This is a genomic window from Sulfuricurvum sp. MLSB, from assembly GCF_000747095.1.
Classification (GTDB): Bacteria; Campylobacterota; Campylobacteria; order Campylobacterales; family Sulfurimonadaceae; genus Sulfuricurvum.
In genome coordinates this window covers 23055-44396 of record NZ_JQGL01000017.1, presented here as the reverse complement: position 1 = coordinate 44396, position 21342 = coordinate 23055, and the positions used below count along the sequence as shown (strand labels likewise).

The 21342-nt window shown below is 52.2% G+C and carries 22 protein-coding genes; 18 read left to right on the top strand and 4 right to left on the bottom strand.

Annotated features, from left to right (window positions below; translation table 11 throughout):
- Positions 1-118: 118 nt before the first annotated feature.
- Both JU82_RS02380 and accB read right to left on the bottom strand, forming a co-directional pair.
- Positions 119-1459, bottom strand: coding sequence for an acetyl-CoA carboxylase biotin carboxylase subunit (locus JU82_RS02380; RefSeq protein WP_037946068.1), 1341 nt, complete (start codon positions 1457-1459; stop codon positions 119-121).
- A gap of 2 nt (positions 1460-1461) precedes the next feature.
- Entirely contained in the window at positions 1462-1920 is a 459-nt protein-coding gene (gene accB / locus JU82_RS02375) for an acetyl-CoA carboxylase biotin carboxyl carrier protein (protein ID WP_037946066.1), read from the bottom strand.
- A 72-nt stretch (positions 1921-1992) separates the two neighbouring features.
- Here accB and dcd point away from each other — a divergent pair, with 72 nt between their 5' ends.
- The 4 genes from dcd to JU82_RS02355 all read left to right on the top strand — a co-directional run bounded on the left by dcd (position 1993) and on the right by JU82_RS02355 (position 4015).
- The gene (dcd, locus tag JU82_RS02370) at positions 1993-2553 is read left to right on the top strand and encodes a dCTP deaminase (RefSeq protein ID WP_037946065.1); all 561 of its coding nucleotides are present in this window, start codon (positions 1993-1995) and stop codon (positions 2551-2553) included.
- A 42-nt stretch (positions 2554-2595) separates the two neighbouring features.
- Positions 2596-2832, top strand: coding sequence for a DUF465 domain-containing protein (locus JU82_RS02365; RefSeq protein WP_037946062.1), 237 nt, complete (start codon positions 2596-2598; stop codon positions 2830-2832).
- A gap of 158 nt (positions 2833-2990) precedes the next feature.
- Positions 2991-3512, top strand: a complete 522-nt coding sequence (locus JU82_RS02360; RefSeq protein WP_037946060.1) for a GAF domain-containing protein — start codon at positions 2991-2993, stop codon at positions 3510-3512.
- Positions 3509-4015: a GAF domain-containing protein gene (locus JU82_RS02355; protein ID WP_294892014.1), complete on the top strand. Its 507-nt coding sequence runs from the start codon at positions 3509-3511 to the stop codon at positions 4013-4015. The genes JU82_RS02360 and JU82_RS02355 overlap by 4 nt, the downstream gene beginning before the upstream one ends.
- A 35-nt stretch (positions 4016-4050) precedes the next feature.
- Here JU82_RS02355 and asnB read toward each other — a convergent pair whose 3' ends face one another.
- Positions 4051-5478: an asparagine synthase (glutamine-hydrolyzing) gene (asnB, locus tag JU82_RS02350; RefSeq protein ID WP_294892016.1), complete on the bottom strand. Its 1428-nt coding sequence runs from the start codon at positions 5476-5478 to the stop codon at positions 4051-4053.
- A complete protein-coding gene (locus JU82_RS11580) occupies positions 5360-5803 on the bottom strand; it encodes a hypothetical protein (protein ID WP_294892013.1) in 444 nt (147 codons plus the stop codon). The genes asnB and JU82_RS11580 overlap by 119 nt, the downstream gene beginning before the upstream one ends.
- A 66-nt stretch (positions 5804-5869) precedes the next feature.
- Here JU82_RS11580 and JU82_RS02345 point away from each other — a divergent pair, with 66 nt between their 5' ends.
- The 14 genes from JU82_RS02345 to JU82_RS02280 all read left to right on the top strand — a co-directional run bounded on the left by JU82_RS02345 (position 5870) and on the right by JU82_RS02280 (position 21340).
- Positions 5870-7492 (top strand): Na/Pi symporter, encoded by a 1623-nt coding sequence (locus JU82_RS02345; protein ID WP_294892012.1) that lies wholly within the window; start codon positions 5870-5872, stop codon positions 7490-7492.
- A 101-nt stretch (positions 7493-7593) separates the two neighbouring features.
- Positions 7594-8868, top strand: a complete 1275-nt coding sequence (locus JU82_RS02340) for a nucleotide sugar dehydrogenase (RefSeq protein ID WP_037946058.1) — start codon at positions 7594-7596, stop codon at positions 8866-8868.
- A gap of 2 nt (positions 8869-8870) precedes the next feature.
- On the top strand, positions 8871-9830 hold the full coding sequence (locus tag JU82_RS02335; RefSeq protein WP_037946055.1) for a Gfo/Idh/MocA family oxidoreductase: 960 nt from the start codon (positions 8871-8873) through the stop codon (positions 9828-9830).
- Positions 9830-10405: an acyltransferase gene (locus JU82_RS02330; RefSeq protein ID WP_037946053.1), complete on the top strand. Its 576-nt coding sequence runs from the start codon at positions 9830-9832 to the stop codon at positions 10403-10405. Before JU82_RS02335 ends, JU82_RS02330 begins: the two co-directional genes overlap by 1 nt.
- Complete coding sequence (locus JU82_RS02325) at positions 10402-11484, top strand: DegT/DnrJ/EryC1/StrS family aminotransferase (RefSeq protein ID WP_037946051.1); 1083 nt, start codon at positions 10402-10404, stop codon at positions 11482-11484. The genes JU82_RS02330 and JU82_RS02325 overlap by 4 nt, the downstream gene beginning before the upstream one ends.
- The gene (locus JU82_RS02320; protein WP_037946049.1) at positions 11481-12668 is read left to right on the top strand and encodes a UDP-N-acetylglucosamine 4,6-dehydratase; all 1188 of its coding nucleotides are present in this window, start codon (positions 11481-11483) and stop codon (positions 12666-12668) included. The genes JU82_RS02325 and JU82_RS02320 overlap by 4 nt, the downstream gene beginning before the upstream one ends.
- A complete protein-coding gene (locus tag JU82_RS02315; protein WP_037946046.1) occupies positions 12669-13808 on the top strand; it encodes a LegC family aminotransferase in 1140 nt (379 codons plus the stop codon).
- The gene (locus JU82_RS02310; RefSeq protein ID WP_037946044.1) at positions 13805-14386 is read left to right on the top strand and encodes a NeuD/PglB/VioB family sugar acetyltransferase; all 582 of its coding nucleotides are present in this window, start codon (positions 13805-13807) and stop codon (positions 14384-14386) included. Before JU82_RS02315 ends, JU82_RS02310 begins: the two co-directional genes overlap by 4 nt.
- Positions 14383-15378: an N-acetylneuraminate synthase gene (gene neuB, locus JU82_RS02305; RefSeq protein ID WP_037946043.1), complete on the top strand. Its 996-nt coding sequence runs from the start codon at positions 14383-14385 to the stop codon at positions 15376-15378. Before JU82_RS02310 ends, neuB begins: the two co-directional genes overlap by 4 nt.
- Positions 15375-16538 carry a UDP-N-acetylglucosamine 2-epimerase gene (neuC, locus tag JU82_RS02300; protein WP_037946041.1) on the top strand — a complete coding sequence of 388 codons (1164 nt, stop codon included), beginning with the start codon at positions 15375-15377 and terminating at the stop codon, positions 16536-16538. Before neuB ends, neuC begins: the two co-directional genes overlap by 4 nt.
- Entirely contained in the window at positions 16535-17581 is a 1047-nt protein-coding gene (locus JU82_RS02295) for a nucleotidyltransferase family protein (protein ID WP_037946039.1), read from the top strand. Before neuC ends, JU82_RS02295 begins: the two co-directional genes overlap by 4 nt.
- Positions 17581-18654 carry an acyltransferase gene (locus tag JU82_RS02290; protein WP_037946037.1) on the top strand — a complete coding sequence of 358 codons (1074 nt, stop codon included), beginning with the start codon at positions 17581-17583 and terminating at the stop codon, positions 18652-18654. The genes JU82_RS02295 and JU82_RS02290 overlap by 1 nt, the downstream gene beginning before the upstream one ends.
- A 75-nt stretch (positions 18655-18729) precedes the next feature.
- The gene (locus tag JU82_RS02285) at positions 18730-19995 is read left to right on the top strand and encodes an oligosaccharide flippase family protein (protein WP_037946035.1); all 1266 of its coding nucleotides are present in this window, start codon (positions 18730-18732) and stop codon (positions 19993-19995) included.
- Positions 19979-21340 carry a hypothetical protein gene (locus tag JU82_RS02280; protein ID WP_037946033.1) on the top strand — a complete coding sequence of 454 codons (1362 nt, stop codon included), beginning with the start codon at positions 19979-19981 and terminating at the stop codon, positions 21338-21340. The genes JU82_RS02285 and JU82_RS02280 overlap by 17 nt, the downstream gene beginning before the upstream one ends.
- Positions 21341-21342 lie beyond the last annotated feature (2 nt).

Here is a 21342-nt window from a genome sequence, read left to right as displayed (position 1 = left end):
CAGATTATTATTGTCATCTTAGGGTAACGAAACAGTGTAAAAAGAACGTAAAAAGCAGACAGCCAAAAAAATTAATTGAGGAAATTAAAGAAGGGAAATGAAGGCGCTGCGACGGCTATTAGCCGTTGTAGCGTTCGAGGTATTTCGTATCGAAGTTATTGGAAACGAAATCAGGGTTTTTCATCATTTTCATGTGGAACGGAATCGTGGTTTTGATCCCGGTGATCGTAAACTCGCTGAGTGCGCGGTGCATCCGCTCGATCGCGTCGTTACGGTCTTTGCCGTGGACAATCAGCTTTCCGATCATTGAATCGTAGGTCGGCGGAACGATATACCCTGCATGCGCATGGGTATCGATACGGACGTTACGGCCGCCGGGAGCGATCCACTGGGTGATTTTCCCCGGACACGGCAGGAATTTAACCGGATCTTCGGCGGTAATGCGGCACTCGATCGAATGTCCGCTGAGGACGACGCTCTCCTGCGCCGGAAGCGCTTCGCCTTCGGCAACACGGATCATCATCTCGATCAAATCCAGACCGCTAACCATTTCGGAAACGCAGTGTTCCACCTGAAGACGGGTGTTCATTTCCATAAAGTAGAAATTTTTATCGGCATCGAGCAGATACTCGAACGTCCCCGCCCCTTCGTACTTGATGTATTTGGTCGCACGCACCGCAGATGCGTGCAGCTCGGCACGCACTTCTGGAGTCAACGCAACCGCAGGCGATTCTTCGATAAGCTTTTGGTGGCGGCGCTGCATCGAACAGTCGCGTTCGCCGATATGCAACACGTTGCCGTGGCTGTCGGCAATAACCTGAACCTCAATGTGGCGCGGGTTTTTAATGAATTTCTCCATGTAGATGGTGCCGTCGCCGAATGCGCCGATCGCTTCGGCTTCCGCCGCCAAAAAGGCATTTTCGAGATAACTTTCGTCTTCAACGACACGCATTCCGCGCCCGCCGCCGCCGGCAGCCGCTTTAAGAATGATCGGGTATCCGACCTCTTTGGCGCGAACCGCAGCGTCCGCGATATCTTTGATCGCACCGTCAGATCCCGGAACAACCGGAACACCGGCGGCGATCATGACATCTTTGGCTTTGGATTTATCGGACATCATGACCATAACTTCCGGAGTCGGCCCGATGAACTTAATCCCGTGGTGGGTACATATCTCGACGAAATGCTGATTTTCACTTAAAAATCCGTATCCCGGAAATACCGCATCGCACCCGCTGATTTCGCACGCGGCGATAATAGCGGGAATATTAAGGTAGCTTTGCGAACTGGGCGCCGCACCGATACAAATCGCCGCATCGGCCAATTTCAGGTACGACGCGTCTTTGTCGGCAGTCGAATAGACGGCAACCGCCTCTTTGCCCATCTCTTTGATCGTTCGAATGGCGCGCAGAGCGATTTCGCCCCGGTTCGCCACTAAAATACGTTTGATTTCCGCCATGATTAGAGTTTCTCAACCGCGAAAAGTGGCATATCGTATTCGACCGCCTGACCGTCAGAAACCAGAATGCTGACAATTTTACAATCAAATTCCGCTTCGAGCTCGTTCATGATTTTCATCGCTTCGAGAATCGCAATGACCTGTCCTTTTTTGACGCGGTCGCCGACTTTCACAAACGGAGCCGAATCAGGAGACGGGGCTGAATAATACGTTCCGACCATCGGTGAAACGATCATGTCGCCAGTATGTACCGGAGCCGCAGATGCGGCAGCCTCAACTGCGACAGGAGCCGCCGTAGGAACCGCTGCGATCGCTGCAGGAGCCGCCGCCATCACCGGTGCCGCAACGGCACCCACATTTTTTTCCAGTTCGATTGAAAAATTGTCCTGAGTGATTTTTAATTTTGAAAGAGTGCTGGTGTCAAACTCTTGCAAAAGGCTTTTGATTTGTTTCATATCCATCGAAAAAAGCTCCTAAAAGTAGGGTAAGAGATGTGTTATACTACCACAAATTATTTTAACAACGGATATAGCATGGGTCTTAAAAGCGATGGATGGATACGGGAAAAAGCGTTAAAAGAGGATATGATCACCCCTTTTTGCGAGGAACAAGTCGGCGTCGGCGTCGTCAGCTACGGCCTTAGCTCGTACGGCTACGACATCCGCGTAAGCAACGAATTCAAAATTTTCACCAATCTCAATTCGACCGTCGTCGACCCCAAACATTTTGATGACGCGAACGTTGTCGACTTTACCGGGGACGTCTGCATCGTTCCGCCCAATTCGTTTGCACTTGCCCGGACGGTGGAGTTTTTCAAAATTCCCCGCGACGTCCTCGCCATCTGTCTGGGGAAATCAACGTACGCCCGCTGCGGTATTATCGTCAACGTCACCCCGTTCGAACCCGAGTTCGAAGGGCACATTACGATTGAAATCTCCAACACTACCCCGCTTCCGGCGAAAATCTACGCCAACGAGGGAATAGCACAGGTATTGTTTTTGCAGGGCGATGAGATGTGCGAAACCAGCTATAAAGACAAAAGCGGCAAGTATCAAGGGCAAGAAGGAATCACCCTTCCGCGTATTTTAAAATAAGAAGTGGTAAAATTTCGAAAATTTATCCTGTAAGGAATCCCGATGCTACACGAATACCGCGACATCATCACCCATATGAAACAAAACGATGCGGCGAATGCCCACTTTTTGAAAATTTTCGACCGCCACAACGAGCTGGACGATCAAATCGCCAAAGCTGAAAGCGGTGAAGTTCCGATGAGCGACCTTGAGATGGAAAAACTCAAAAAAGAAAAACTGCTTCTCAAAGACGAAGCCTACGCAATGATCATCGAATACAAAAAAGAGAACAATCTCTAAAATATTGTTCTGAACGCCAACGGGATTTTATTCCTTTGGCTACGTTTGCCTCTGCGAGGCAGATTTTTTTCCCCTTCTCCTCCCTATAGTACCCATTGAGTTTTTTTTTAGCTTCCTCCTGATACGATTAGCATCGTTTCTTATATCAAGGAGTAGTGATGAATCCCGCGCCATCGTACAGCGCGCTTGCCGAATTCGGCCGTGCGTTGCTGAACCGACCGTCCTTGCAAGAGGGACTTCCGATGATTTCGGAATATGCAAAACAGTCCATCGGTGCGGAGCGTTGTTCTATTTTCATCTACAACCCTAAAATCCAGATGCTGTGGACGACGATCGCCGACGGAACGGCAAAAATCATGGTGCACAAAGAAGACGGTATTGTCGGGCATACCGTCAAAGAGGGAAAACCGATTTTGGTCAACGACCCCTATGACGACCCTCGTTTCTTGCCTTTGATCGATAAAAAAACAGGGTTTGTGACCAAAAATATCGCGTCCATCCCTATTTTCGATTCCAACCGCCAAATCATCGGAGTCTTTCAGCTTCTGAACAAAGAAGGGGGTTTTACGCGCGAAGACGCGCGGTTCATGATTTTTTTCGCCCACTACATCAGCGGGTATCTTGAATTGGCCGTTTTGTTTGACGATGAAGCCACACTACTCGCGAAAGGGATCGAATGAGTCTGGAAGTGTATAAACGGATTGCCGATTTCGGCAAAAAACTCTCCTCGCTGGACCGTATCGAAAATGCGCTCCCTACGATTGCCGAAGAGGCCAAAGCCATTGTCGGCGCGGAGCGGTGCTCGATCTTCATGGTCGATTACACGGCCTGCATGCTCTGGACGAAACTCTCTGACGGGATCGGCAGGATCGCAATCGGAATCGATTCGGGAATCGTCGGAGAGACGGTACGTTCCAAAGCGGCGCAAAGGGTCAACAACCCGTATGAAAACCCCAATTTTTTGGGGAAAATTGACGAAAAAAGCGGCTTCGTTACCCGCAATATTCTCGCCGTACCCATTTACAATTCCATGCAGGAAGTGATCGGCATTATTCAGCTGCTCAACAAATACAACGGTGATTTCACCGAAGCGGACGAAGGGGTCATGACTTTTTTCGCCAACTACATCAGCGGAACGCTCGAACTGGCTCTTTTGATGGAAAAAAGCAAGCAGGCAAACTAAGCGAAGCCCATCGCGATTGTCGTTTGATGCGTCAATTATAACAGTTCACGCTTGATCCAATGGCTGAGGACATACAATCCCCAGACATGCTGCTTGAATCTTCCTCGGCGGGCCATCTCTAGGTATTTATCTACCATTTCAGGGTGAAACAGTCCCGTTTGGGTGTTTACTTCGCGGATCAGATCGATTCTCCCCGACGCGATCAACCATTCCATGTAAGGGTTTGAAAATCCTTTCTTTTTTCGGTGAATGATTTCCTCGCTCAGATAGCTTCCGGCAACCTCTTTGAGAAGGCTTTTCGTTTCCCCTTTCCCGATCCGCAATCCCGGATCGATCGACATTGCCGCCTCGGCAAGACGATGATCGAGAAACGGCGTACGCGCTTCGATCGTATGGGCCATTGATACCCGATCGAGCTTGGCAAGAAAATGTTCCCCGACAAAAAGTTTCAGATCGATCATGCTGTACCACTGCGCCGGATGCGTATGGGAACTTTGTTCGAACATCTCCCGATACGGGGCCAAAAAGCGGAGCGATTCGTTGTCCCGAACGTTGCGCCGCAGCAGCATGTTCTGCTGCAAATCGGTGAATTTCTCTCCCGACGTACGAAACAAAAGCGTATCGTCAAATATCCGCTTGTACCATTCCCATTCCCGGTTCATCGAGAAATGGGAGTGAAAATATTTTTTCAGCCAGTTCTTATGGTGCAGGGAAGCTGCTTTTTCAATGTCAAGATACTCGAAATACTGCCGGTACCCCAAAAAAAGCTCATCGCTCCCTTCCCCGCTGAGAACCACTTTGTACCCTTCCGAGGAGATCTTCTTCATCAGCAGGTACAGCGGCAGTGCCGCGGGATCGTTGAGCGGTTCGTCCATATGAGCGATCAACTCGTCAAGGTGCTCATCGAAGTCGCCGCGGGAAATGACCACCTCACTATGTTCAAGCCCGAGATAATCGGCGGTGATGCGGGCATTGGAGCGCTCGTCATACGCACCGTACTCGTCATATCCGAGAGTAAAAACGGGCAGTTTTACCCCCTGTGCCGCCGCAACGGCGCAGATCATCGCACTGTCCAGCCCCCCAGATAGCAGCGCGGCTGCGGGGACTTCGCAAGGGAGGCGGAGGCGAATCGAGCGGTGCAAATGCTCATCAATCAGACGGATTGCATCCGCAGAATCGGTGATACCCGACGAAGGGGCTTGCAGCACATCGTAATAGCGGTGTTTGGTGATGTTCCCGCGCTCATAACAAAGCCACTCTCCGCTCTCAAGTTTCTCAATCCCCTCAAAAAAAGTATGGGGCGGTGTCGGCGCCAAAAAGGAGAGATACGAATGGAGCGCTTCGTCATTCATTCGGACGGAAGAGAGAAACGGTTTGATCGCTTTGATCTCGGACGCAAAAATAAAATGCTCCGCCGATGGATGGTAAAAGAGGGGTTTTTTGCCGAATCGGTCCCGTACCAGGTAAAGTTTCTCGCCGTCTACACTCATACGCCCGCAGAATCACTTCGGTGTCGCTGGCCGTTTCCCAATGCGAAAGCTTCAACCGCTCGCGCAATGCGGCGTGATTGTAAATCTCCCCGTTAAAACTGATCAGCACCTGCCCCGATGCCATCGGCTGATGGGAACGCGGATGCACATCGGTGATCGAGAGGCGCTGATGCGCCAAAAAGAGTCTGTCTCGCTCCACAATACCGCAGTGGTCGCGCCCGCGATGTTCGAGTTTGGCCAAAGCTTCGCGCGCTTTTGAAGAAGAATACTCACCGATGATTCCGAATACGCCGCACACGTGAAGCCTTTTTTTCCGCAATTATACGCTATGATAACCAACAACCCTAGAGGAGATGATACGCTGATGTCTGCTGCTTTGATCGAAGCTTTCGCCTCTTTAGGCCTTTTTATGTTCGGGATGTTTTATCTTGAAGATTCCCTCAAAAAAGCGGCAGGGTCGTCTTTCAGGAGATGGGTCAAAATCTCGACGGATACCGATCGAAAAGCTCTTTTGACCGGAGCTGCTGCAACCGCCGGGCTCCAAAGTTCCTCCGTAGTCACCCTGATGTCCCTCTCTCTTGTCGGAGCGGGTCTCATGAACCTTCAAAGCTCGATAGGGGTTATTTTCGGTTCGAACATCGGCACTACGACGACAGGATGGATTATCGCCCTCATCGGATTTAAATTCGAAATCAAACTTATCGCCCTCGTCATGGTCGGGTTCGGAGGAATCGGGAGTGTTTTGCTCGGGGAGGGGAAAACACGCCATAGTTTCGGAGGTATTACCGGCTTCGGGTTGATTTTTCTGGGGCTTGAAGGACTTAAAGAGAGTTTTTCCCTTCTGAGTACGGTCATCGACATCCGGGCATTTCAAGGGTATAACCCCCTTGTTTTCGTCTTTCTCGGCTTTGTCCTGACGGCTGCCATTCAAAGCAGTTCGGCATCTATCGCAATAGCCCAAAGTGCGCTGTATACGAATATTCTCGGCTTCGATCATGCTGCCGCTTTCGTCATCGGAGCCAATGTCGGAACGACGGTAACCGCCGTCGTTGGGGCTATTGGAAGTTCCAGCGACAAAAAACGGGCTGCGGTTGCCCATATTTTGTTCAACCTCTCTACGGGGATCGTGGCGTTTCTGCTCCTGTACCCGATGAGCTGGGGGGTCACCCACATCGGCTTGGATCAAAACGTCGAAGCGCTTGCCCTCTTCCACACCGTATTCAATGTGATCGGCGTTGTGATGTGGTACCCTTTTATCGCCCCTCTTTCACAATGGCTGAAGGAGCGTTTTGTCATTGCCAAACCGGCCATGACCCTCTATATCCACAACGTCTCGCACACGATACCTGCACTGGCCCACGAAGCGTTGCGCAAAGAGGTGTATCATCTGGGGCATGAAGTGTGTGCGTTTGCCCTTTCATCGATCCATATCCCGCCCGAAGAAGGGCTTAAACATCATGCTTCCATTTCAAAAATACTCGACATGCATCAAGAATCTTCGGAGTATCCAGCACGCATAAAATATCTCGAACTACAGCATCTTCAAGGGGAAATCCTCGATTATGCCTCGGCGTTGTCCAACCGAATTCAGCTCCCCGAAGTACGTCGCGAATTCGACAGCACCGTTGCGATGGCCGCCCAGCTCATCGCCGCATCCAAACACGTCAAGGACCTGCTGGACGATATCGCCATGCTTAGCGAATCGGATACCCTTGAAATGGTCGCCTTTTATCACGAACTTCGTTACCAGATTCTGGCATTGTGCATGAGCTACAACGACTGGCTGGAAGGGGATGAAAATGCAAAAACCGAACTCGAACAACTTTTTAGCAAACTCGATGCCAGCTACCAGAACAGCATCGGCATCCTTAACGATATGATCGTCAATTACAAAATTTCAAAACACATGACCGCCGTTTTCATGAATATCGTCCATCTTACCCGCAATTTTTCAAAAGCACTGTATAAAAGCATCGACCGTTTCTGACCCCTGCAGACAAAGCGCCTCGCACGATTTTTTAGCATAAATGAAGTCCGAAAAGACTATAATAGGCATTATTTTCATACACAAAAAAACGAGAAGAAGCGATGAGCGATAATTTTCAAATTTCCATAATCGGTTTAGGGTACGTCGGGCTCCCGTTGGCGGCTGCTTTTGCCGAAAAATACCGTGTTGTCGGTTTCGACATCAACCCCAAACGGATCGAAGAGCTGCAAAGCGGCTACGACCGCACTCTGGAACTGGACGAATCGCAGCTGCAAGCCGTCAAATCGCGTCTGAGCTATACCTGTGACATCCATGAGATCGCGGATTCGACCGTTTTCATCGTCACCGTTCCCACTCCGATCGATGAAAGTAACCGCCCCGACCTGACCCCGCTGATCAAATCGTCCCAGACGGTCGGAAAAGTCCTTAAAAAAGGGGACATCGTCATTTACGAAAGCACCGTCTATCCCGGCGTGACGGAAGAGGTGTGCGTCCCCGAACTCGAAAACACCTCGGGGCTGACGTTCAACGAAGACTTTTTTTGCGGCTACAGTCCGGAGCGGATCAATCCCGGCGATAAAGAGCACACCGTCAAAAAGATTCTCAAAGTCACTTCGGGCAGTACCCCCGAAATCGCCCGCAAAGTCGACGAGCTGTACAAGAGCGTCATCACCGCCGGAACGTACCTCGCCAGCAGTATCAAAGTCGCCGAAGCCTCCAAGGTCATCGAGAACACCCAGCGCGACGTCAACATCGCGCTCATCAACGAACTCGCCCTCATCTTCGATACGATGGGGATCGATACGAACGAAGTGGTCGACGCGGCAGCGACGAAATGGAACTTCATCAAACTCAAACCCGGCCTCGTAGGTGGACACTGCATCGGAGTGGACCCATATTACCTGACGTTCAAAGCCGAAGAGCTTGGGTACAAACCCAACCTGATCCTCGGGGCGCGCCAGATCAACAACGGAATGGGAAAATACATCGCCGAAAAAACGATCAAATGCATGATCGAAAACGATCAAAAAATTAAGGGGGCCAATGTCCTTGTACTGGGTGTAACGTTCAAAGAAGACTGCCCTGATATGCGCAATACGAAAGTCGTGGATATCATCGAAGAGATAAAGTCCTACAAATGCAATGTTGATGTCTACGATCCGTGGGTTGACCCGGAAGAAGAGAAACACCATTATCATCACGGAATCATTAACGACCCGTTTAAAAGCTCTAAAAAGTACAACGCGATCATCGTGGCGGTAGGGCATCGGCAATTCAAAGTGCTGACGTCCAAAGATTATCAATCGATCAGCGTCGGCGAACCTGTTATCATCGACGTCAAAGGGATTGTCGACAATCCTACGTGGAGACTCTAATCATGAAAAATTTTGCCCTTATCGGAGCGGCGGGCTACATTGCGCCGCGCCATATGAAAGCCATCAAAGAGACCGGCAATACGCTCATCGCCGCACTCGACAAATACGACGGGATCGGGATCATGGACAGCCACTTCCCGCAGGCCCATTTTTTCACCGAATTCGAGCGCTTTGACCGCTTTATCGACAAATACCACCGGGAAACCGATAAAAAAATCGACTATATCGCGATCACAAGCCCAAACTACCTCCACGACAGCCATATCCGCTTCGCCCTCAAAAGCGGCGCCCACGCGATCTGCGAGAAACCGCTCGTCCTCAACCCCCACAACATCGACCAGCTCAAAGTGATCGAGGAGGAGACGGGAAAAAAGGTCTACAACATCCTGCAGCTGCGTCTGCACGACTCGATCATCGCCCTGAAAAACAAGATTGCCAAAGAACTCGAAGCCAATCCGAATAAAATCTACGATATCGATTTGACTTATCTGACCAGCCGCGGCAAATGGTATTTCGTCAGCTGGAAAGGTGACGAGGCCAAAAGCGGCGGGATCGCCTCCAACATCGGCGTCCATTTCTTCGACATGCTCAGCTGGATTTTCGGCCCGATCGAGGAGAACGTCGTCCACCTCAAACAGCCCGATGCCAATGCGGGATACATGAAACTCAAAAATGCCAACGTCCGATGGTTTTTGAGCGTCAATTACGACTACATCCCCGAAGAAGTCAGAGCTTCGGGGAAAACGACCTATCGCAGCATCACGGTGAATGGCGAAGAGTTCGAATTCAGCGAAGGGTTCACCGACTTGCACACCACCAGCTACCGCCATATTTTGCAAGGGGGCGGTTTCGGCCTCGACGAAGCGCGCAACTCGATCAACATCGTCTCGACAATCCGGAAATTGCCGGCATTGGGTGCTGTGGGCGACTACCACCCGTTCTGCCGCAAGGTGCTCGGCTGATGGCACCCTTTTTCACTCACCCTTCCAGCTACGTCGACGAGAACGTCACCATCGGCGACAACACGAAAATCTGGCATTTCAGCCATATCCTCTCAGGAAGCGTGATCGGGGAGAACTGCTCGTTCGGACAAAACTGCGTCGTCGGCCCGAAAGTGAAAATCGGCAACGGCGTCAAAGTGCAGAACAACGTCAGCGTGTATGAAGGGGTAGAGTGCGAAGACGACGTCTTCCTGGGCCCCAGCATGGTATTTACCAACGTCGTCAATCCCAGAGCTTTCATCGTGCGTCGCGAAGAGTTCAAAAAAACGCTTCTTAAGCGCGGATGCAGCGTCGGTGCGAACGCAACGATCGTTTGCGGTATCACGATCGGCGAATACGCCCTGATCGGAAGCGGTGCCGTCGTCAACCGCGACGTCAAACCTTACGCCCTTATGGTCGGTGTCCCCGCGCGCCAGATCGGATGGGTCAGCCGTGCGGGCAACACGCTCAGCTTTGATGAGAACAACATCGCCGTAGACTCCTACGACAACAGCCGCTATATCCTTGAAAATGACCGACTAAGAGAGCTTGCATGACCATTGATTTCGCCAACCTCCAAAAACACTACCTCCTCTACAAAGACGAAATCGATACGGCAGTGCTTGCCGTCATGGACAAATGCAACTTCATCATGGGCGAAGAGGTCGCGCAGCTCGAAAGCGCCCTCGCAGCCTATGTCGGCGTCAAGCATGCCATCACCTGTTCCAGCGGAACCGATGCGCTGCAGCTCTCGCTTATGGCCATTGATATCGCTCCCGGGGATGAAGTGATCACGACGCCTTTCACCTTTATCGCCACCGCCGAGATGATCGCCCATCTGGGAGCCGTTCCCGTCTTTGTCGATATTGATGAAGCGACGTATAACATCGATCCGGCCAAAATCGAAGATAAAATTACCGCCAAGACCAAAGCGATCATCCCCGTCAGCCTCTACGGGCAGACGGCGGACATGGACGCGATCAACGCCATCGCTTCCAAACACGGCCTTATCGTCATCGAAGATGCGGCGCAGAGCTTCGGGGCGACTTATAAAGGCAAAAAATCGTGCGCCTTGAGCGACATCGGCTGCACCAGCTTCTTCCCCGCCAAACCGCTGGGATGCTTCGGCGACGGCGGAGCAATCTTCACCGATAACGACTCACTCGCCGAGAAAATGCGCTCCATGAGAGTGCACGGGCAGAGCAAACGGTATCATCACCGATACATCGGTATCGGGGGCCGTCTGGATACGATTCAGGCAGCGGTGCTGAACGTCAAGCTGAAGCATTACCAAAAAGACCTGGCGCAAAGACAGGAAGTTGCCCGCAAATACGACGCCATGTTAAGCGAAAAACGTTCTATCCCCTTCATCGCACCCGAGCGTACCTCAGCGTATGCGCAGTATTCGATCCGCGTCCAAAACCGTGACACTCTCCAAGAAGAGCTCAAAAACCGCGGCATCCCGACCGCGGTCCACTACCCCATGCCGCTGCACCTTCAGGAATGTTTTACCTATCTCGGATACAAAGAAGGGGATTTCCCGATCAGCGAAACGGTCGCAAACGAGATTATGAGTCTGCCCATGAATCCGTTTCTCACCGACGCAGAAATCGAATATACGGCAGGTGCGCTATGAATATCCTCTCCCTGATCGGACGGAACAAAGAACTGTTTCGCGAAGACATTGCCGAACACGAAAACGAACTCTCACGGATCGTCTCCTCGTCGACGTTCCTCGTCATCGGCGGCGCGGGCTCGATCGGCCAAGCAGTGACCAAAGAAATTTTCAAACGCAATCCGTGTAAACTCCACGTTGTCGACATCAGCGAGAACAATATGGTCGAACTGGTGCGGGACATCCGCAGTTCATTCGGATACATCGACGGCGATTTTCAAACCTACGCCCTCGATATCGGCTCGGTCGAATACGATGCGTTCATCGAAGCCGATGGCTGCTACGATTACGTCCTCAACCTCTCGGCCCTCAAACACGTCCGTAGCGAAAAAGACCCCTTTACCCTGATGCGAATGATCGACGTCAATATTTTCAATACCGACAAAACCCTTCGGCAGTCGATTGCGAAAGGGAGCAAAAAATATTTCTGCGTCTCAACCGACAAAGCGGCCAACCCCGTCAACATGATGGGGGCGAGCAAACGGATCATGGAGATGTTCCTCATGCGCCGAAGCCTTGAAATCGCAATCTCCACCGCGCGTTTCGCCAACGTCGCTTTTAGCGACGGCTCACTGCTGCACGGGTTTAACCAGCGAATCCAGAAAGCCCAGCCCATCGTCGCTCCAAACGATATCAAACGCTATTTCGTCACTCCCAAGGAGTCGGGTGAACTGTGTCTGATGTCGTGTATCTTCGGCGAAAATCGCGATATCTTTTTCCCAAAGCTGAGTGAAGAGCTCCATCTCGTCACATTTGCCGACATCGCGGTAAAATACCTCAAAGCGCTCGGATACGAGCCTTACTTGTGCGCGACCGAAGACGAAGCCAGAGCCTTAGTCAAAACGCTTCCGGACGAAGGAAAATGGCCCTGCCTTTTCACCGCCAGCGACACGACCGGAGAAAAAGATTTTGAAGAGTTTTTCACCGACAAAGAGACCCTCGACATGCAACGGTTTCATAACCTTGGGGTGATCAAGAACGATCCCGTCTTTGAAGAATCGAAACTGAACTTCTTCATCCAAAAAATCGAAGCGATGAAGAGCTCGCGCCGATGGAGCAAAGAAGCAATCATCGACCTCTTTTTCGAGATGATCCCTGATTTCGCACACAAAGAGACCGGAAAATACCTGGACGGGAAAATGTAAATGCAGACCCAAATCGTAGAGTTCATCCGCAACCTTTACCAAAACGAAGGGATCATCGCGCTCCACGAACCCCGTTTTGCCGGTAATGAAAAAGCTTATCTGAACGAATGCATCGATTCGACGTTCGTCTCCAGCGTCGGAAAATTTGTAGACCGATTTGAAACCGAATTCGCACGGACGGTCGGTGCCAAATATGCCGTCGCGACGGTAAACGGCACTGCTGCGCTGCATATCGCGCTGCTCCTGGGCGGGGTAGCGCGGGGGGACGAAGTGATTACCCAGCCGTTGACATTCATCGCGACGGCAAACGCCATCAGCTACTGCGGCGCCGATCCGGTTTTCCTCGACGTCGACCGCGATACGATGGGACTGAGCCCGGACGCCCTGAAGCGTTTTTTGGAAGAGCACTGCACCTTTGAGGGGGGATGCTGCCTCAACCGCACCAGCGGCAAAATTATACGTGCGTGCGTACCGATGCACACGTTCGGCCACCCCTGCCGCATCGATGAAATACAAGCGCTCTGCAACGCATGGAACATCGTTCTCGTCGAAGACGCCGCCGAATCGCTCGGCAGCTATTACAAAGAGAAGCATACCGGGACCTTCGGCCGCCTCGGCGCATTCAGCTTCAACGGCAATAAAATCATCACCAGCGGCGGCGGCGGGGTAATCGTCACCGACGACGAAACGCTCGCCAAGCGGGCCAAACACATGACGACGACCGCCAAAATTCCCCATCCGTGGGAGTATGCGCACGATGAAGTCGCTTACAACTACCGTCTCCCCAACCTCAATGCGGCGCTGCTGTGCGCGCAGCTCGAGCAGCTGGAGGGATTCTTGGAAAACAAACGCGACCTTGCCGAAGCCTACCGCCGTTTTTTTGCCGGTCTGAGCATCCGTTTTGCCGCAGAACCGCCGCACGGGCGCTCGAACTACTGGCTCAACGCCATCGTGCTGGAAAATCTCGAACAACGGGATGCGTTTTTGGAATACACTAATGCCAACGGCGTCATGACACGGCCGATCTGGAAGCTGATGAACCACCTCCCGATGTTTGAGAACTGCCGATGCGGTGATCTTTCCAACGCCCTCTTTCTCTCCGAAAGAGTGGTCAACATCCCCAGCAGCGTGCGCCCATGAAACCCGAAATCCTTTTGGTCGGCGGAGGGGGGCACTGCAAAGCCCTAATCGATGTGATCGAAGCCGCAGGGCAATACACGATTGCGGGGATTATCGACCGTCCCGAACTCATCGGAGAACAAATCCTGGGGTACCGCGTAATCGGGTGCGACGACGACCTGTCGTCCCTCGTCTCGCGTTATCCCTATGCGATCGTCAGCGTAGGACAGGTGCGCACCCCCGACCTGCGCAAAAAACTCTTCGCGCTGCTCGAACGCGCGGGCTATGTCATCCCTTCCATCATATCGCCGCGGGCCTACGTTTCCCCCCATGCCCGGGTTGAACGGGGGAGCGTCGTCATGCACGACGCGCTAATCAACGCCCACGCACGGGTGGGGGCAAACTGCATCGTCAACACCAAGGCCCTGATCGAGCACGACTGCCGTGTGGGGGATCACTGCCACGTCTCGACCGGAGCGATCCTCAACGGCGCCACCGTCGTCGGAGAGGGTACTTTCGTCGGCAGCAACGCCGTTTCCAAAGAGGGAGCGTTGATCGCGGAAGCGTCATTCATCAAAGCGGGGAGCATCGTTACATGAGTACTTTCATCATCGCCGAAGCGGGGGTCAACCACAACGGTTCGCTGGAACTCGCCAAAAAACTGATCGACGTTGCCAGCGAAGCGGGAGCGGACGCCGTCAAGTTTCAAACCTTCAAAGCCGACAAACTAGTCTCCAAAACCGCGCAAAAAGCCGAGTACCAAAAGCAAACGACGAACGCATCCGAATCGCAGTACGACATGATCAAAAAGCTCGAGCTGGATGAATCGGCGCACCGCGAACTCATCCGCTACTGCGGCGATAAAAAGATCCGCTTCCTCTCGACGCCGTTCGATCACGAGAGCATCGATCTGCTAAGCAACCTGGGGATGGAAATTTTCAAAATCCCCAGCGGCGAGATCACCAATCTCCCCTACCTCCGCCGCATCGGGGGGCTGGGGAAAGAGGTGATCCTCTCATCAGGGATGGCAGATCTGGGCGAAATCGAGGACGCGCTCGACCTTCTCATCTCTTCGGGGACCCCCAAAGAAAATATTACCGTGCTTCACGCAACCACCGAATACCCCTGTCCGATGAACGAAGTGAACCTCAGGGCGATGCGCACGATTGCATCGGCATTCGGTGTCCGCGTCGGCTATTCGGATCATACCAACGGAATCGAAGTTCCAATTGCCGCGGTGGCGATGGGGGCTAGCGTCATCGAAAAGCATTTCACCCTGGACCGGACGATGGAAGGGCCCGATCACAAGGCGAGCCTGGAGCCCGACGAGCTGTGCGCGATGATAAGTGCGATCCGCAACATCGAACAGGCCCTCGGCAACGGAGTCAAAAAACCCTCAAAGAGCGAACGCAAAAACATGGCCGTCGCCCGCAAAAGGATCGTTGCAGCCCGCCCCATACGCGCGGGGGAGAGTTTCACCTCCGAGAATATCGCGATCAAACGTCCCGGAAACGGGATCAGCCCGATGCGCTACGACGAGATCCTCGGGCAGTGTTCAACCAAAGATTACGAAGAGGACGAACCCTTATGAGAAAAATCTGCGTCGTCACCGGGACACGGGCCGAATACGGCCTGCTCTACTGGCTCATGAAAGAGATCGAAGCCGACCCGCAACTGCAGCTGCAGCTTGTCGTCACGGGAATGCACCTCAGCCCCGAATTCGGCCTCACTTACCGCGACATCGAAAAAGAGTTCCCTATCGACAAAAAAGTCGAGATGCTCCTCTCCAGCGATACCCCGATCGGCATCTCCAAATCGATGGGGCTGGCGCAAATCTCGTTCGCCGAATGTTTTGACGAGCTCAAACCTGATCTTCTGGTGGTGCTGGGAGACCGCTACGAGATCTTTAGTGCCGCAAGTGCCGCCATGATCGCACGCATCCCGACCGCTCACCTGCATGGCGGAGAAACAACTGAAGGAGCCTATGACGAAGCGATGCGTCACAGCATCACCAAAATGGCTCATCTGCACTTTACCGCCGCTGAAGTGTACCGCCGTCGCGTCATACAGCTGGGGGAACACCCCGATCGGGTCTTCAACGTCGGGGGGATGGGGATCGAGAACATCCGCTGCCTTCCGCTCCTCTCAAAAGAGGCGTTCGAAGAAAGTATCGGTTTCACGCTCGCGCCGAAAAACCTCCTTGTGACGTTTCACCCCGTTACCCTTGAAAATGCAACTTCGGAGGAACAATTCGGTGCACTTCTCGACGTCCTTTCGACGCTTGAAGAAACCTGTATATTCTTTACCAAAGCCAACAGCGACACCGACGGGCGGGTCATCAACCGGATGATCGACGAATATGTAGCCCGATACCCAAAGACATCGGCAGGATTCGCCTCGCTGGGGCAGCTGCGTTACCTCAGCGCGCTGCAATACGTCGACGGAGTAGTCGGAAACAGTTCGAGCGGACTGACTGAAGCCCCGAGTTTCCGCATCGGAACCGTCAATATCGGAGACCGCCAGAAAGGACGCCTTAAAGCTGCCAGTGTCATCGACTGCGCCCCGACCAAAGAAGGGATCATGGGTGCCCTGGATCGGCTTTATTCGATTCCGTTTCGTGAGAGTCTCCGCAGCGTGACGAACCCGTATGGTGATGGAAACGCGAGCTCCAAAATACTCGAAATCCTCAGAAGCACCGAATTCTCCGGGTTGCTGAAAAAGTCGTTTTACGATCTGGACGGAATCGAATGAACCCCGTAGATCAAATCAAACTCCTCTCTTCTTCAACAATCCGCGAAGCGCTCCGAATCATCGACAACGGAGCAATGCAGATCGCCATCATCGTGGATGAAAACGACCGCCTCATCGGTACCCTCACTGACGGCGACATCCGCCGAGGGCTGCTGAGCAACCTGACGTTGGACGATACGGTCGAAAGCATCGTTTTTAAAAACCCGACCGTCGCGAAACTGACCGATTCCAAAGAGGAAATCCTCCAAAAAGCACTGGTAAAAAAACTCCACCAGATGCCGCTGGTCGACAACGACAACCGTGTCATCGGGATCCGGGGGATCGAAGAGCTGGTCCGCCCGCACCGCAAGCCCAACAAAGTCGTTTTGATGGTCGGGGGGCTTGGAAGCCGTCTGCGGCCGCTGACCGAAGAAACCCCAAAACCGATGCTGAAAGTCGGAAACAAGCCTATCTTGCAGACCATTGTCGAAAAATTTGCCCAGTACGGATTTACCGACATCGTGATGTGCGTCAACTACAAATCTGACGTCATCCGCAATTACTTCGGCGACGGAAGCGCGTTCGGCGTGACAATCGAATACCTCCTCGAAGAGCAGCGGATGGGGACAGCAGGGGCGCTCAGCCTTCTTTCCCCCCTCCCGAAAGAGCCGTTTTTCGTCATGAACGGCGATTTGTTAACCAACACCAATTTCGAACATCTCCTCGAATACCACACCGACCAGAACGCAGCGGCAACCATGTGCGTCCGCGAATACGATTTTCAGGTTCCCTACGGCGTCGTCAACGTCGAAGAGAACCGTATTCTCTCGATCGTCGAAAAACCGGTTCACAAATTTTTCGTCAGCGCCGGGATCTACATGCTCAGCCCGCAGGTTATCGAGCTGATCCCCAAAAACCGGTTTTACGACATGCCATCGCTCTTCGAAGCGGCGATCGCCCAAAACCGCAAGGCGATTTCGTTCCTGATCCATGAATACTGGCTCGACATTGGACGGATCGAAGAGTATGAGCGGGCTAACGTCGAATACTACGAGTTTTTTTAATGGGAAGAGTCTATACGATCGATTACCTGCGCGGGATACTGGCCCTACTCGTAATGGTCTACCACTATTCAATGTGGGAAAAACTCTTGACTCCCGATGCCACGTCCTTCCTGACGCGCAATGCGCTCTACGGAGTCTCGCTCTTTTTCATCATCAGCGGTTTTTCACTGACACTAAGCTACTACCGCAAATTCGATCATTTTGACATCCGTGCGCTAAAGGATTATTTTTTCAAACGGTTTGCGAGAATCTATCCACTCTACTGGCTCGTCGTGACCCTATTTCTGGCCTCGCTGCTTGTAGGGGGGAAAACGTTCCCTGCGATTGAACAGATTCTCCTGAACCTGACGATCAGTTTCGTGTTTTTCGGGGAGTATACGGGCTTTACGGCGGGGAGCTGGTCGATCGGAATGGAGATCGCGTTCTACCTGCTTCTCCCTATCGCGCTCTATGTCGCCAAAAAAGGGAAAACGGCGGGAACAGTACTCCTTTTCGCACTGGCGCTTTCAGCTTTGGCTATCTCCTCGTACGGGATGTACGATTCCCCCGAAACAGCTCTGTACTGGCCGATCTACATGAATCCGCTGAACCATGTCTACTTTTTTCTCTTCGGGATTCTCGCGGGGGTGTTCTACCTCGAAAAAAATCCCTTTTTTATCCTCCGAAAACGGACCGTATGGCTTCTCATCGCCGTAACCGCCGCTATTGCGGTGTTTTACCCGATTAAAGGAGGAATCGTCGCCCTTATCTACGAAGAAAATCGCCTGATACTCTCGGCAGTCGCGTTGACATTGTTTTACCTATTTACGGCGCTGAACCCGCACATCAACCCTGCGGGCACAGCAGAAAAAGTCTTTGAACGTTTCGGCAACATTTCCTACACTGTCTATCTTCTGCACCCTGTCATTTTCCTTATCTGTAACGTCCTGTGGTTCAACGGCACCGATATCACCCCGGAAGCGCAGATCGTTTTCATGATCCTCGTTACTCTCATCGCGTCACATATCGTCTATGCGCGTTACGAGCTTCCCATGACCCGATATCTCTTATCCCGGAGACCGCGCCATGATTGAAAAGCAGCCTGTTGTAGCAATCATCGTCGTCACTCGCGACAAAGAGATCAATTTCAAAGTAGCTGGGCTGTACCTGTGAGTCTGCGCAAACACATTTTTTCCTATTCGGCAGCCAACATGGTCAATGCCGCGCTGCCGTTTTTGCTGCTGCCGCTGCTGACGTCGTACCTGAACCCACATGATTACGGGAAACTTTCACTGGTTCAGCTTTTAATGAGCCTGTCGTTTCCGTTTGTCCTGTTAAACATTCACAGCTTGTTCGTGATGGAATACTCCAAACTCTCCCGCACCGAGTTTGGCCACTTCGTTTCGTCGATGATTTGGATACCGATTGGAGCTTTCAGCATCTTGCAGCTCCTTTTTTTCCTTTTCCAAAACCCTCTTTCGGATATATTCAAAATTCCTGTGCAATGGATTCTCTACGTCCCTTTTTTCGTCCTAATGCAGTCGATCCCGACGATGCTGCCGGTCATCTTCCAGGCCAAAAAGGAACCGCTGAATTACGGAAAATTCAAAATCTCCCTTACCCTCGTGAATTTCGCCTTTACCCTCTATTTCATCATTTCGATGGGAATGGGATGGGAAGGACGTATTCTGGGGATCGTCGCAGCATACACCGTTTTTACGCTTGTCAGCCTCGCTGTACTTCGCCGTCTGGGGTACCTGGAGTTTCGCGTTTCACGCGGCACAATCAAAGAAGCGCTGCGCTTCGGCATCCCCTTGCTTCCCCACACCCTGGCGGGAATTTTACTGGCGATGTCGGACAAACTTTTTTTGGCCAATATGCTGGGGGCCGGAGAAGTCGGAATCTATAGCGTCGCATTTCAGGTTGCCGGCGCCATCCTGATCGTCATGACCTCAATCAACCAAGCATGGATGCCGCATCTCTATGAACAGCTCAACGCCACTCCTTCACTCCAAACCAAAATCCTTATCGTCCGACAAACGTACAAAGTCGCGCTGGCAATGTCCGGATTCACCCTCGTTTTCATTGCCTTCATACCGCTTGTGTACCGTTTTTTCATCGGGGAAGGCTACCGGAGCGGTATCGTACTGTCGCAGGTATTGTCAGTCGCTTTCTTGTTGCAGGGATTTTATTTCATCGTGACCAACTACATCTTCTACGTAAAAAAAACCTACCTTCTCTCGGTCATTACAACCCTCTCGCTCGCAGTGCTGTGGGGCTTGAACTATTTTTTTATCCTCCGTTACGGCGTCATCGGCTCGGCCTACGCCCTCGTTTGCGGATACGGGATGATTTTTCTCCTCGGATGGATCGTCGCCTACCGGCTCTATCCCATGCCCTGGATGTTTTGGAGAAACCATGAACAGCACGTTTAAACAAACCGAACGCCGTTACGACGTCGAAACCATTCGTTACGAAGGAGAACAAGTCTGGTCGTACCTGAGAACCTATTATTTCTGGCACACGGTCCAGAATATGACGGGAGAGTACGCTCGGCAACGGAAGCAAAACTCTCTCCAAAAAGCATTCAAAGCACTCCGCGAAACGTTTTACGGCTTCCGAAACTGGTTCAAACGCTACGAATACGTCGTTTTTTCCAACACGCAGTCGCGTTTCCTGCACCAGGGGATCTACCGCGAAAAAGCTTTTGAAGCGCTCATTGACCTGCTGGGGAAGGAGAAATGCCTCTACGTCGATCTCCCAAACCCGGATCATCTCCCCCGAAACCGTATATCGACGAAACGAATCGTCTCCAAACGACTAATCGACATGATCGTCCGCCTGCTGCTCGTTCCCCAACGGCTGCTGGGACAACGCATCGAAATACCGCTGCTCGATACCATCAACCGTGAGAACGCGACCTCCTTTGATTACGATTCCTTCATCCGTGCGTTCAACGTACGCAGAAAGGTTTACCGGCTGCTGTTTGCGCTCTACCGCCCCAAAGCGGTCTTTGTCAGCTGCTACGACAGCGATCAGGCGATCCTCAAAGCCGCATCGGAACTGGGGATCAAAACCGTCGAAGCGCAACATTCCGCCATCGGCGCCGAACATTTCGCCTACAACCTGAGCAAACCGCTCGATACCTCCTATTTCCCCGATGTTTTGCTTGCATTCGGAGAATACGATAAGCGTGCACTCGAAAACACCCCGAACAACCCATTTACCCGAATCTATCCCGTCGGCCGCTACCAGCTGGAGCTGATCGCACGCGAACCGCTCCCCGAAGAACTCCTCGACCTCACCGGCAGATACCGCCTAAGTGTCTCCGTATCAACCCAGTACACGGCCGAAAAAAAGCTCGCCCTTTTCATTCGCGAACTTGCCAGAGAGCATACCGACATCGCTTTTATATTCTCTCTGAGGCATTTCGACCGGGATTATTATGCCGAATTCGGCATGGGTCCCAACGTCTATCTGTTCAAGGGTGAATATTCATGTTACGATGTCATGCGCGTTTCGGATATTCATATGACCTGTTATTCAACCTGTGCGCAGGAAGCTCTTTTTTTCGGAAAAATAGCGATCCTGGCCGACATCGACGGTCTGGCCACGAATTTCATGGGCGGTATGAAGAGCAGAAACATCCGCATTATCCAAGACGTGCACGGGTTTGCCGCAGCGGCGGAACTCCCTTTCGAAAACGAAACGTCCCCTTTATGGGCGACGAATCACTCTCAACAGCTCGAAGCCTTTATCAAACAAGAGATACGGAAGTAACC